This window comes from Salmonella sp. 2018103, assembly GCF_026247685.1.
In the GTDB taxonomy this organism is placed as follows: domain Bacteria; phylum Pseudomonadota; class Gammaproteobacteria; order Enterobacterales; family Enterobacteriaceae; genus Salmonella; species Salmonella enterica.
In genome coordinates, this window is sequence record NZ_CP111029.1 from 171,821 (window position 1) to 184,167 (window position 12,347).

12 protein-coding genes are annotated in these 12,347 nt (G+C 54.2%); 1 reads left to right on the forward strand and 11 read right to left on the reverse strand.

The window, feature by feature from the left end; translation table 11 throughout:
• Positions 1-41: 41 nt before the first annotated feature.
• Positions 42-1,997 carry a glycoside hydrolase family 127 protein gene (locus OLG56_RS00805; protein WP_001101498.1) on the reverse strand — a complete coding sequence of 652 codons (1,956 nt, stop codon included), beginning with the start codon at positions 1,995-1,997 and terminating at the stop codon, positions 42-44.
• Between the two features lie 263 nt (positions 1,998-2,260).
• Between OLG56_RS00805 and OLG56_RS00810 the strand changes: the two genes are divergently transcribed.
• The gene (locus OLG56_RS00810) at positions 2,261-3,076 is read left to right on the forward strand and encodes an AraC family transcriptional regulator (RefSeq protein WP_023225554.1); all 816 of its coding nucleotides are present in this window, start codon (positions 2,261-2,263) and stop codon (positions 3,074-3,076) included.
• A 148-nt stretch (positions 3,077-3,224) separates the two neighbouring features.
• On the opposite strand, the gene araD is transcribed toward OLG56_RS00810, so the two are convergent.
• From araD to yiaK, 10 genes are all read right to left on the reverse strand, one after another.
• Positions 3,225-3,920 (reverse strand): L-ribulose-5-phosphate 4-epimerase, encoded by a 696-nt coding sequence (gene araD, locus OLG56_RS00815; protein WP_058214780.1) that lies wholly within the window; start codon positions 3,918-3,920, stop codon positions 3,225-3,227.
• Complete coding sequence (locus OLG56_RS00820) at positions 3,914-4,774, reverse strand: L-ribulose-5-phosphate 3-epimerase (protein WP_001244038.1); 861 nt, start codon at positions 4,772-4,774, stop codon at positions 3,914-3,916. The genes araD and OLG56_RS00820 overlap by 7 nt, the downstream gene beginning before the upstream one ends.
• Positions 4,767-5,429: a 3-keto-L-gulonate-6-phosphate decarboxylase UlaD gene (gene ulaD / locus OLG56_RS00825; protein ID WP_061377056.1), complete on the reverse strand. Its 663-nt coding sequence runs from the start codon at positions 5,427-5,429 to the stop codon at positions 4,767-4,769. The genes OLG56_RS00820 and ulaD overlap by 8 nt, the downstream gene beginning before the upstream one ends.
• Complete coding sequence (locus OLG56_RS00830; RefSeq protein WP_000074063.1) at positions 5,426-6,922, reverse strand: FGGY-family carbohydrate kinase; 1,497 nt, start codon at positions 6,920-6,922, stop codon at positions 5,426-5,428. Before OLG56_RS00830 ends, ulaD begins: the two co-directional genes overlap by 4 nt.
• Before the next feature lie 3 nt (positions 6,923-6,925).
• Positions 6,926-7,912, reverse strand: a complete 987-nt coding sequence (gene yiaO, locus OLG56_RS00835) for a 2,3-diketo-L-gulonate TRAP transporter substrate-binding protein YiaO (protein WP_000766337.1) — start codon at positions 7,910-7,912, stop codon at positions 6,926-6,928.
• An 11-nt stretch (positions 7,913-7,923) separates the two neighbouring features.
• The gene (gene yiaN / locus OLG56_RS00840) at positions 7,924-9,201 is read right to left on the reverse strand and encodes a 2,3-diketo-L-gulonate TRAP transporter large permease YiaN (protein ID WP_000301822.1); all 1,278 of its coding nucleotides are present in this window, start codon (positions 9,199-9,201) and stop codon (positions 7,924-7,926) included.
• Positions 9,202-9,203: 2 nt separating this feature from the next.
• Positions 9,204-9,677, reverse strand: coding sequence for a 2,3-diketo-L-gulonate TRAP transporter small permease YiaM (gene yiaM / locus OLG56_RS00845; protein ID WP_000832313.1), 474 nt, complete (start codon positions 9,675-9,677; stop codon positions 9,204-9,206).
• A gap of 138 nt (positions 9,678-9,815) precedes the next feature.
• Positions 9,816-10,748, reverse strand: coding sequence for a DUF4862 family protein (locus OLG56_RS00850; RefSeq protein WP_061377057.1), 933 nt, complete (start codon positions 10,746-10,748; stop codon positions 9,816-9,818).
• A 23-nt stretch (positions 10,749-10,771) separates the two neighbouring features.
• Entirely contained in the window at positions 10,772-11,236 is a 465-nt protein-coding gene (locus tag OLG56_RS00855) for a YhcH/YjgK/YiaL family protein (protein WP_000576063.1), read from the reverse strand.
• Positions 11,237-11,247: 11 nt separating this feature from the next.
• Positions 11,248-12,246, reverse strand: coding sequence for a 3-dehydro-L-gulonate 2-dehydrogenase (gene yiaK, locus OLG56_RS00860; RefSeq protein ID WP_000869008.1), 999 nt, complete (start codon positions 12,244-12,246; stop codon positions 11,248-11,250).
• Positions 12,247-12,347 lie beyond the last annotated feature (101 nt).

The following is a 12,347-nucleotide window of genomic DNA, read 5'->3' on the forward strand; positions in this document are numbered from 1 at the left end:
CTTGTAGGCCGGATAAGGCGCAGCCGCCATCCGGCACAGTATTACCGCTCGTTGACCCAAATCCGCATTTCGCCCTCGCCGCGGTTGGCCCAGCTAAACCACGGAATGAACGTTAGCGTCTGCGGCTGGCGCGATGACGGCGCGTTATCGTAGTGCCACAACGCCTGATGCTGCGCATCTGGGGCGCTTTGCTTCTCGCCTTCAGCCTGAATCAGCATCTTATGCGCAAAAAGCCCTTTGCCCTCAAAGACCCGGAACTCACTCTCTTTCGGTAACCACAGATTATGCAGTTCTTCGCCGTTATCGGCCTGCTCAAGGCAATAGACCAGCGGCCCGCGCTGAATGGCGACCTTACCGGCGACGTGACGCGCCAGCGGATTGCCATACACGCGGCGAACCGGCATCGGCAGCGTCAGGGTTATCGTATCGCCCTCCTGCCAGGTTCGACGGATATGCAGATAACCTTTGCGAATATCCTGCTCCACTTCCAGCCCGTTGAGCGTCACTTTTGCCTCAGGGCACCAGTCCGGCAGACGTAGCGCCAGCGTGTGACGTACCGGCTGCACAGAGTCGATGGCGATCTTCACCTGCTCATGCCACGGGTAGTTCCCGCCAATCCGCAGTTTGAGCGCGCCATTTTCAACCGGTATTTCCACGCTGTTACCCACGTACATATTGATGTACAGCGCATCCGCACGCGGCGTGTAGATGTAGTGACCAAGGGAGGTGAGCACGCGGGCGATGTTCGGCGGGCAGCAGGCGCAGCCAAACCAGCGCTGGCGAATGGGCTTAACGTGATCGTAAATATGGTTGAATTTTAACGATTTTGGATGCACTTCCAGCGGGTTGACGTAGAAGAAATGCTTTCCATCCAGCGCCATACCGCCGAGGACGGTGTTGTACAGCGCGCGCTCCATCACGTCGGCGTACTGGCTATCGGCTTCCATTTCCAGCATCCGGCGGGCGAACATCATCAGGCCGATTGAAGCGCAGCTTTCCGCATAGACCGAATCATTCGGTAAATCGTAATCGCAGCTAAAGGCTTCGCCACTGCTCTGTGAACCGATGCCTCCGGTGATATACAGCTGACGTTGCGCCATATTTTTCCACAGGCGCAGGCAGTCCTGGCGTTTGCCTTCATCGTTGCTCAGGCGAGCGAGATGCGCCACGCCAGTCATCAGATAGACAAAACGTACCGCGTGGCCAATGGCCGTCTGCTGCTGCGAAATTGGCAGATGCGCCTGGCTGTAGGCTTTGTCTTTGACCATCCACGCCGGGCCGTAGGTGTGCCAGTAAGAGGTTTGGCCGCGTTTTTCGTACTCTTCGTCGTAGAAGTGCGGTTGGGCACCGCGCTGCCCGATAAAGTAGCTTGCCAGCGCCATATAGCGCGGCTGCTCTGTTACCTCATACAGACGCATCAGCGCCAGCTCAATTTCCGGGTGGCCCGGATAGCCGTGCAGCTGATTTTCGCCAGGGCCGAAAGTGCTGTCGATATGATCGGCCAGTCGACAAACGACGTCTAGCAGCCGACGCTTGCCGGTAGCCTGAAAGAAGGCGACGCCCGCTTCAATCAGGTGCCCGGCGCAATAAAGCTCGTGGCACTCCGCCAGGTTGCTCCAGCGTTCTTGCGGGGCTTTTGCCGTAAAGTACGTATTGAGATAGCCATCGTCACACTGTGCGGCGGCCACCAGTTCAATCACCTCATCGGCGGTTTTCTCAAGCGCGGGATCGGGCTTCTGGCACAGTGACCAGGCAACCGCTTCCAGCCATTTCGCCACGTCGCTGTCCTGAAAGACCATGCCGTAAAAGTCGCCCGTCTGCTGTCCTGCGGCAATGCGGAAATTTTCAATGGCATGGCTGGGTTCAGCCTCTGGAATACGATCGTTTAACGCATCCCACTGGTAAGGAATAACCACATCGCGAACCAGTTGTTGATACTGTCCGAGGAACGGATCGCTGACCGTCAGTTTATGCAGATCGACTTCCAGTACGTTCATTTCGTGCTCCTTAAGGCTATAGAGGTCATAGATATTCCTCGCTGACGGGGTATTTTATGGCAGTAATTTTTATTTTCGCGTTATGACCTGATTCATTTTGCCCAGATAGCGGTGAGCGACAAGGCGATAAAAGAGTAAAAAAAGATGACGATTCCGACCCGTATTTAAAAATGTGAGATGGATCGAGTGAAATGACTATTTTTAGTTAATAATCAAAGGCTAATATGAAATACGGTGCTGAATGAGCGGGAAATGACATATTAATGCTCGAATTATCCATAACATTACCGATTAAAGTCCAAAACGGCGGATTATTTATTTCTCGCGGCATTGGGCGTCATCCTGCCAGGCGTCTGCAATCGTGGGAAATTATATTTGTGGAAAAAGGCCGCCTGAAAATTCAGGAAGAAGAATGTGTTTTCTGTGTTGAAGCCGGGGAAAGCCTGTTGCTTTGGCCGCATCGCCGCCATATTGGCGTTGAGGAGTTTCCCGCCGATCTTAAATTTTACTGGCTCCATTTTGAGGTCAAAGCGCCGGACAGCGACCCGCGCTGGCTGACGCATCTTTCCGTGCCGCAGCATACCCAGGTTGCCGATCCGCAGGCGCTGATTGCGCTTTTTCGCCAGTTTATGAACGAGCAGGAAAAGCACCAGCGCAGCCCGGCGCTGGAGTTCATCGTGCTGCTGATTTTGCAGCAGCTTACCGTTGACGCCCGGCAGAATGAAAACGCCGAGGCCGCTGGCGTGTCGCTGGCCTGGAAAGTACAGCAGCTGATTCGAACGCACTATCACCTGCCGCTTTCCAGCTCGGTTCTGGCGAAAGAACTGCATTGCAATGTGGATTATCTGGGACGCGTTTATCGGCGGGTATTTCACCTTACGCTAACGGAAGCCATCCACCGCCAGCGGGTGCGCGAGGCGGAAAAGTTGCTGATTAGCGACGCGCGTTCGTTAAAAGAGGTGGCGGAGCGGTGCGGTTTTAATGACGTTGGTTACTTTCGCCAGATCTTCCGCAAGCACACCGGCCTGACGCCTACCGCCTGGAAGCGGCGCTACAGTAAGGAACACGTTAATTCTTGAGTATAATCTTTGGCCCTCTGACAACGCGGTTGCAAACTGAATGCCCGATGGCGCTTTGCTTATCGGGCCTACAAGAGTTCATCGCAACGTATTGATATTGCAAGTTTTGTAGGTCGGATAAGGCGCAGCCGCCATCCGACATAGGCTGTTACTGCCCGTAATAGGCATTCGCGCCATGTTTACGCAGATAGTGTTTATCGAGCAGTTCAGATTGCATATCCGGTAGCTGCGGGGCCAGCTGGCGCGAGAACAGCCCCATATAGGCGCACTCCTCAAGCACCACGGCGTTGTGGACGGCATCGGCGGCATTTTTACCCCAGGCAAACGGGCCGTGTGAATGAACCAATACCGCCGGGATTTGCGCCGGATCCAGACCGCGCTCTTCAAAGGTTTTAATAATCACCTCGCCGGTCTGATACTCGTACTCGCCGTTAATTTCCTCAACGGTCATCAGTCGGGTACAGGGGATCGCGCCATAGAAATAGTCGGCGTGGGTGGTGCCCCAGGCGGGCAGATCGAGCCCGGCCTGCGACCAGATCGTCGCATGGCGGGAATGGGTATGCACGATCCCGCCGATCTGCGGATAGCGGCGATAGAGCGCCAGATGGGTCGCGGTATCGGACGACGGTTTTTTGTTGCCTTCAACGACCTTGCCGTTGGCGATCTCTACCACCACCATATCGTCGGCGGTCATTACCTCATATTCAACGCCGGAAGGCTTAATGACCATCAGTTTGCGCGTCTCATCGACCGCGCTGACGTTGCCCCAGGTAAAGGTGACCAGCCCGTGCGCCGGGAGGGCCAGGTTGGCCGCCAGCACCTCGGCTTTCAGTTGCTCTAACATGTGAAACCTCCTTCCTGCATCCGTGATTCAATCCAGCGGCGGGCCTGGATAATTTCCAGCACCGGCTCGCTGGCTTTCTCTGTCCACATCTCAATCAGAAATGAACCGCGATAATTCAGCTCATGCAGCGTTTTGAAGATGCCAACAAAATCAACGCATCCTTCGCCAAACGGCACGTCGCGGAACTGGCCGGGGCTGTCACCGGTCACCGGCAGCGTGTCTTTCAGGTGGATAGCGGCGATACGGTCAATCCCCAGCTTCAGTTCGGCGGTCACGTCGTTCCCCCAGGCGCTGAGGTTGCCGACGTCTGGATAAACGGTGAACCACGGTGACGAAAGCATCTCGTCCCACTTTTTCCACTTGCTGATGGAGTTCATAAACGCGGTATCCATGATCTCCACCGCCAGCATCACCTGCGCCGCTGCGGCCTGTTCCACCGCCCACGCCAGCCCTTCGGCGAAACGTTGCCGGGTGCCTTCGTCGTGTTCTTCGTAATAGACGTCGTAACCTGCCAACTGGATGGTGCGGATCCCCAGGTCGCGCGCCAGGCGAATGGCTTTGGTCATGATTTCACGCGCCCGCTGGCGTACCGCTTCGTCGCGGCTGCCAAAAGGGAAACGGCGATGGGCGGAGAGACACATCGACGGGATGGCGACGCCGCTTTCCAGCATCGCGTTCACCAGCGAAGCGCGTTGGGCCGAGGTCCACTCCAGGCGTGAGAGACGTTCGTCGGTTTCATCCACCGACATCTCAACAAAATCAAAACCGCAGCTTTTTGCCAGCACCAGCCGCTCCGGCCAACTGAGGTCTTTCGCCAGCGCTTTCTCGTAAATACCTAATGGATGATTACGCATGCTTTTCTCCCCAAATGGCGTCAATTTGGGCGTGGAATTCGGCGGCGACCTGCGCCGGATGGGCGGCACCTGCCAGCGCGCGCCCGGCGATAAATGCCTTAACGTTAATGTCGCGGAACAGCGGTAGATCGGCCGGGGTAATACCACCGGTAATTGACAGCTCAAGGCCGATGTCGGACAACGCTTTCATACGCGTCAGGTCCGCCTCTCCCCACTGCTGCCCGCTGGCCTGCGCATCGCGTCCGCGGTGATAAATCGCCTGGCGAACCCCGACGCGATACCAGTCTCGGGCGTCGTCCAGCGTCCAGTTGCCGAACAGTTCCATTTGAATTTCACCGTCGCAGGACTGGGCAACGGCATGGCCTTTCTCGACGGTTGCGAGCGGCGCAGCGCAGATGATAGTCATCCAGTTAGCGCCAGCGCTAAAAGCCTGCTGCGCCAGGGTTTCACCGGCATCGGCCACTTTCCAGTCGGCGACGATGATTTTTTCCGGGCACTGCGCTCGCAGGGCTTTCACCGCGCTAAGGCCTTCGGTTAAACAGAGGATGGTGCCAGCCTCAACGATATCGACATGATCCTGTAGCAGGGCGACATCGCGCTGGGCTGCTTCCAGATTGGTGTGGTCGAGCGCTAGTTGCAGTAGTGGTCGGCTCATAATGCGTGCTCCTTAATACGGGCGTGATAGCCCTGTAGTGCTTCAATCAAATGCTGGTATTGGCGGTATTTACGCTGATAGAGGGCGTGCGCGGCCATGTCCGGCAGCAGCGTGCGCACCGGGTGCCGGAGGTCGCGTTGGGCCTCGCGGAAATTGCGATATACGCCGGTTCCGACGCGGGCAGCCAGCGCCGCGCCGAAGCAGCCGGTCTCCTCCACCTGCGGCAGCTCAATGCGCAGGCCGCTGACGTCCGCCAGCATCTGCATCCAGACGTCGGAGTGGGCCGGTCCGCCGGTAACGCGCAGGGCGCAAACGTCGGTAAAACGTTCACGCATGCGGTTGAGGTGGGTCATATGGCTGAAGACCACGCCTTCATAAATCGCCTGCAGCAGGTGCGCGCGGGTGTGCAGCGCCTGCATCCCGTAAAAACCGCAGGTCATCTCCAGTCCGGCATTGCTGCCGTAGAGAAACGGCAGAAAAAAGAGGTCGCTACCGGCTTTCGGCAGGCTGGCAACCGCCTGGTTGATCTCATCAAAAGAGAGGTCGCCCCACTGGGCGGTGAACCATTCAAGGTTGCCGGAAGAGGTCGGGCTGGCTTCGTGAACGATATACTGCCCGTCATTGACGTAGCGGCCATAGACGTAAGGATGGGCCTCATGGTCGCGCAGACCGTGAGCGATGCCGCTGGTGACGGCCCAGGTCCCCATCACCGCATTGAGCGTTGATTCATCCTCAATACCGGCGCAAAGGGCGGTGGAAACCACGTCAAACAGGCCGCCGACGACGGGAGTGCCCACCGTCAGACCGGTGATGGCGGCCGCCTGAGCGGTGATCTCCCCGCATATTTCGGCTGAACCCACCACGGGGGGCAGCGCGCTGTCGATTTCACTGATGCCCAGCCACTCGGTCAGGCGCGGGTCGTACTGGCCCGTCGCCATGTTGTAGAGGTTGGACTCGGAGATGTTGCTCTCCTCACAGCCTTTCACGCCGGTTAAGCACCAGCGCAGATAGTCATGCGTCATCATGACGCTGCCTATCTGCGCGTAGCGCTGCGGCTCATTCTCTTTTACCCAGCGTAAAAGGGAGACCGGATGCCCGGTCCACAGGGTTTGTCGGGTCAGCGGGTAGAGTTTTTGCGGAACCGCTTCTTTTTGCCAGCGCTGGACAATTTCCATGGCGCGACGGTCGGAAGAGAGTATCGCTTTACCTAATGGCCGATCGCTTTTATCTAACAGGAACAGGCCCTTACCCTGAGCTGAAATACCCAGACCACGGATTTGTGAACCGTTCACCCCCGTGTGCGCCAGCAGTTTGTTGATGACCGAGGCGCACTGTTGCCACAGTTCGGTCATATCGCGTTCAACCCAGCCTGGCTGCGGGCTTAAAGCGTGCAGCGGCAGGCGTTGCACCGCTACTTCCCGGCCTGCGCCATCGTACAATCCGGCTTTTAGCCAACTCCCACCACAATCTAACCCCAGCCAGTAGTTACTCATGACTTATTGCACCTCGTCCACGGCTTTCAGGAGGTCGGCGCCCTGCGGGTTGTCTTTCAGGAACATATCGCGCACCTGGCTGCCCAGCGCATCGCTGAAGGCTTTACGGTCGATGTCGGTCAGGACTTCAACTCCGGCTTCTTTCATGCCATCGATAATTTTTTGCTGATCTTCGGCGACCAGTTTGCGCTGATAGTCACCCGCTTCTTTGGCGGAACTCAGCAGTGCCTCCTGGAACTGCGGGCTTAAAGCGTCGAATTTGGCTTTATTGATCACCAGCAGCAGAGGCGAATAGGCGTGATGAGTGAGGGAGAGGTATTTCTGTACCTCATAGAATTTCGCTGACCACACGACGTTGATAGGGTGTTCCTGGGCATCAATCGTACGGGTTTCGAGGCCGGTATAGACTTCGGAGAACGGCATCGGAATAGGGTTCGCGCCGAAGATTTTAAAGGCCGCGATATTCATTGGGCTGTTGTTAGTGCGGATTTTTAAGCCTTTCAAATCGCCCGGCGTTTTTACCGGCGCGCGGGAGTTGGTGACGTCGCGCCAGCCGTTTTCCCAGTAGGCGAGGACTTTTAACCCTTTTGAATCGAGTGATTTTTTCAGTTCATCGCCGACTTTACCGTCGAGCGTTTTATGCGCATGCGCGGTATCGCGAAACAGGAAGGGGACATCAAGTAAGTTGAATACAGGGGCCAGGCCGGTGAAATTGTTCGAACCGGACATTTCCATATCAATGGTTCCGCCGCGCACCCCGCTGATCATTGCCTGGGCGTTACCTAATGTGCTGTCAGGAAAGAGTTTTAGCGTTAATTCGCCGTTGGTTTTTTCTTTTAATAATTCGTTAAATTTTTTCGCGGCAATATGTTGGGAGTCAGTTTGCGGTGTTTCATAACCAAAACGTAAAGATTGCGCCGCCAGAGACGACACGCTGAAAACCGTCAGACCAGCTATCAATAATGAACGAGCAATAACGTGTAATTTCATAATATTATCCTTTAATTAATCCATTTAAGCGGTGTGATAATTAGCTCGGGAATAAAAATAAATAAAACCAGCAACGACATCAGTACGACAACGTAAGGGAATACGCCTCTTACCGCGTCATCAAATTTCAATTTTGCCACCCCGGAAATAACGTTGAGGACGTTGCCAACGGGCGGTGTGATTAATCCAATAGAGCAGTTAATAATGAACATGACGCCGAAATAAATCGGGTCAATATTGGCTTCTTTAACTAATGGCAATAATACAGGGGTAAGAATTAACACCGTTGGCGTTAAGTCCATCACCATACCGACGACCATAATTGAGATCATAATGACGATAAATAAGAGTCGCGGAGAGTCGACCAGCGGCTGCAGCAAATCTGACACCATCATGGGTAATTCCGCGATCGTAATCAGCCAGGCGGATACCTGAGCTGCGGCCACCAGAAACATGACGACTGACGTCGTTTTGGCGGCATTGACCAGCACGTGGTAGAGACTGGAAAACGTTAATTCCCGATAGATAACCACGGCGACAAAGAGGGCGTAAAACGCGGCAACCGCTCCTGCTTCCGTTGGCGTGAAAAGTCCGGAACGGAAGCCGCCGATAATAATCACCGGTAAAAACAGCGCCCAGATACCTGAAACCAATGATTGCCAGATTTCACGCGGTGTTGCTTTAGGCTGAGAAGGGAGATTTAATCGCCCGGCCTGCCACCACCAGGTGAGCATAAGCGCCGCGCCCATCATGATGCCCGGTGCGATCCCGGCCATAAACAGCTTGCTGATCGACAAGCCGCTGGAAACGCCGAAGATAATAAAAGGAATCGAGGGCGGAATAATTGGCGCAATGATCCCGCCGGAAGCGATTAACCCAACGGAGCGGTTGATCGGATAGTTTGCGGAGCGCATCATCGGCACCAGCAGCGCGGCGACCGCAGCGGTATCTGCTACCGCAGAGCCGGAAAGGCTGGCCATAATCATTGCCGCAATAACGCCCACGTAGCCCAGGCCGCCGGGCTTATGGCCGACCAGCTTCATCGGCAGGTCGACGATTCGCTTTGACAGGCCGCCCGCGTTCATGATTTCACCGGCCAAAACAAAAAAGGGAATGGCCAGCAGGGAGAAGCTGTCCGCGCCGTTAACCAAAGTTTGCGCCATAATCTGCACGTCAAACATATCCAGGTATGCCATCAGAGCAGCGCCGCAAAGCAGCAGCGACCAGGCGATGGGTAAACCTATCGCGATCCCGCCGAGCAGGCAGCAGAGAAATATCACCACGGCCATGATTAGGCTCCTTGCTGTGGTTGTTGAAAGGAATCGTTACGCGTTATTAAGTGATAAAGCCGACGCAGCTCGATTAACGCGATGGCAACGCTTGTGGGCAGACAGGCGATATACATCAGGCCGATCGGTAAACCGAGGATTGGCGAGTGATCGCTCCAGTCCTGCAGTGCTTTTTGTAGGCTGCCCCAGCCTAATGCGATGCATAACAATAAAATCAGTGAATGCGTCAGCAGCGAGAGACGACGCTGATTCGCTGGCGAAAGTTTTTCCACCACAAAAGTGACCTGAACGTGGGCGTTATCCATAAATGCAACGATGGCGCCAATAAACGTCAGCCATACAAATAGATAACGTGATAGTTCATCTACCGACAAAATACTGCTTTCAAAACCGTAACGTAAAATAACGTTAATAAATACAATGCAGGAAAGTACGGCAATTAATACCGCAAGTATGCCCTCAAGTACCCGCTTCATAACGACTCCATCAGGTTATAGAAACTTATTTCTTTCGATGCTGAATAGTGGAACTTAATTTCTTATGTTTGGTTTATATTAGGTCGGCGCAACGTTGAGTTGCAGGCCGAGGATTAAGGTGATGATGTTTAATTCAGGTTAGCTGCGTGTGGCCTTTTTCATCATATTAATACCATCACGTAATATATTTATGCGGTGATTAATATCGGCGCTGGCATTGATTTCCAACAATTTAATGCCGGTAAACTGCAACAGTTCGGGAGCTGCGGCGGTAATGAGTTCTTGAACGTGTTTCTCCGTCATCAGGCTTTGTGGACAGAAAGGTGCAAACGGAGCATGGAGGTCCTGCCATTCGCCGTATTCTCCATCCAGCGTTGTACCGGAGAACATCAGCGCCCCGAGTTTTCCAGCCTGTTTGGCCTGCTGCGTGTGGATCAGCGGTAGAGAGGTATCCCGCCCTTCAATAGCGGAGCGCGCCCAGTTAATGCAGACGCTTATGTCATAGTCGGCAATAGTTTCCAGTACGTTTACTAACGGTAAGAATCCTTTGCGCGGTGCGGGGCCGGTCATCGCGTCGCAGTGTTCAAGCACCAGGTCGCAGGACCAGTCCCAGTTGGCAATCTCTTTTAATGAGCGCGCAAAGGCGTCGGTTGCCTGCGCCACGTTCGGATTGCCCGCCAGTGGGGCGGCATGAAGCTCAAGGGCTATGACTTTGCCGGGGGTTTTCGCATTGAGTTTATTTATCTTCTGATAAAGATGACGGTAGTATTCCACGCAGGCTTTACGCTGTTCCTCGTCACTGGACGCTAATCCAAAACCGCCGTTTTCGCTACGGCGGCGCATGGTTTCCATTATCGCGGTGACCACGATTTGCCAGTTTCCCGGTGTATGGCGCAATAACCACTCGTCGCCGAGCGGGTGAAGATGTTCAAGACAAGGCTGCTCCAGCCCCCGGATATCCGGAGTACCAGAGAGTTGCCGCCAGAATTCCGTCTCTTCCTCTTCACTCTTCTGGTGAAATGAGGGTGCACAAGGGTACGCACCGATAATATAACCGGTATTATTTTTCATTTTGTGCTCCAGTAAACTCTATTTTATAAAACGTCTATGGCGACTTTTACGACTATTTTCCGTATCGGCGTAGCAATGTTTTTATTACAACCTGGACGATGAACATCCTGCGGGAAAAACAGGGCATAACTTCCCGGTATCATTTCAATGAATGATTCATGTTCACTGTCGTGATAAAAAATAATATCGCGCTGTTCTAATAATGACTCGCTGATTTGATTATTACCGGTATCAATGGCAACCCCAATTTTCTCTTCACCCCATGCCAGAAACTGAATATCCAGATAGCGGCGATGAACCTCCGGACGATTTTCAGCAGCATCGCGGGTGGTCATATCGATTATCTGCGCGAAGATATTTTGGCCGTCGATTTCCACTACGCCGGGTTCCAGCGTGCGAAAGTCGGTGGTACGTAAAAAGTGAAGCGCTTTCTCGATCGCGGCTGGCAAATGACATGGATTTGGCTGCGCGATATGTCCAAAAATCATGATGTGGCTCCTTACAGCGCCTGAATTTTGGCCCAGACGCTGTCGTCAATGGTGATACCGTGACGGCGGTTGTCATCCAGCAATTTGGTAAATTCGTGGCCGGGCAGCCGAATCGCGACGTTGTCGTCAGCACGTTCAGCGGTGGTGATGAAATCCATAATCCGCTGCAGTTTGGCATCGCGGGTTGCGCCATCGATCAGCTTATCCACTTCTATGGCGATGAAGATCTGCGAAACGCCATATTCATCGCTGTTTTCCTGGGTCACTTCGGCAACGGAAGAGCCGTTGGAAAGCAGGGTGGCAATCATGTCCAGCACAATCGACAGACCAGAGCCTTTCCAGTAACCCATTGGTAAAATGCGGCGATTTTTCTCGATAACGCCCGGTTCTTTGGTCAACTGACCGTTATCGTCGAAACCGCCGTCCACCGGCAGTTCGCGGCCGGCCAGGCGGTTAACCTCCAGCATGCCGTAAGAGAACATCGACATCGACATATCTACCATAGTGATCGGCGTAGACGGGATGGCGACGATCAACGGATTGGTACCGATACGGCACTCTTTCGCGCCCCACGGCGGCATGACGGCGATGGAGTTGGTCCAGCAAATGCCGATATAGCCTTTTTCCGCCGCCTGCCAGCCGTAGCTGCCGCCGCGCATCCAGTGGTTAGCATTACGTAACGCCACCAGGCCAATACCATGATCGGAAGCCAGCTCGATGGCCCGGTCCATCATCTTTTTCGCCGTCAGGTTGCCGATAGCGCGCTGAGCATCCCACTGTTCGATGGCGCCGAGGCTGGTAACCCGCTGCGGTTTAGCATCAGGAATAATGTCGCCGTTATCTAGTTGCTGAATGAAGCGGGGAAAGCGGTTCACGCCGTGGGAATAGACACCGGACTCGGTGGTGCGAGCGAACATTTCCGCGCAGGCGTCGGCGGTATCTTCCGCAATATTCCGCGACCGCAAGACGCGGTAGAAGGCCCCTTTTAACTCTTCGAAAGTTACTTTCATCCCTGTTCTCCTGGTCGATTGTTAGAAATTTTAGTATGTTTTTTTGTCGATAAATTTCATAATACGAAATGTAGTTCCAAATATATAGATCAAAAATTGAC

Excerpts from the sequence above, each read along its gene's own strand:
- OLG56_RS00820 (WP_001244038.1), bottom strand. The coding sequence starts at position 4,774 with ATGCGTAATCATCCATTAGGTATTTACGAGAAAGCGCTGGCGAAAGAC.
- OLG56_RS00855 (WP_000576063.1), bottom strand. The coding sequence starts at position 11,236 with ATGATTTTTGGACATATCGCGCAGCCAAATCCATGTCATTTGCCAGCC.
- OLG56_RS00805 (WP_001101498.1), bottom strand. The coding sequence starts at position 1,997 with ATGAACGTACTGGAAGTCGATCTGCATAAACTGACGGTCAGCGATCCG.
- OLG56_RS00830 (WP_000074063.1), bottom strand. The coding sequence starts at position 6,922 with ATGAGTAACTACTGGCTGGGGTTAGATTGTGGTGGGAGTTGGCTAAAA.
- yiaM (WP_000832313.1), bottom strand. The coding sequence starts at position 9,677 with ATGAAGCGGGTACTTGAGGGCATACTTGCGGTATTAATTGCCGTACTT.
- yiaN (WP_000301822.1), bottom strand. The coding sequence starts at position 9,201 with ATGGCCGTGGTGATATTTCTCTGCTGCCTGCTCGGCGGGATCGCGATA.
- OLG56_RS00850 (WP_061377057.1), bottom strand. The coding sequence starts at position 10,748 with ATGAAAAATAATACCGGTTATATTATCGGTGCGTACCCTTGTGCACCC.
- yiaK (WP_000869008.1), bottom strand. The coding sequence starts at position 12,246 with ATGAAAGTAACTTTCGAAGAGTTAAAAGGGGCCTTCTACCGCGTCTTG.
- araD (WP_058214780.1), bottom strand. The coding sequence starts at position 3,920 with ATGTTAGAGCAACTGAAAGCCGAGGTGCTGGCGGCCAACCTGGCCCTC.
- ulaD (WP_061377056.1), bottom strand. The coding sequence starts at position 5,429 with ATGAGCCGACCACTACTGCAACTAGCGCTCGACCACACCAATCTGGAA.
- yiaO (WP_000766337.1), bottom strand. The coding sequence starts at position 7,912 with ATGAAATTACACGTTATTGCTCGTTCATTATTGATAGCTGGTCTGACG.
- OLG56_RS00810 (WP_023225554.1), top strand. The coding sequence starts at position 2,261 with ATGCTCGAATTATCCATAACATTACCGATTAAAGTCCAAAACGGCGGA.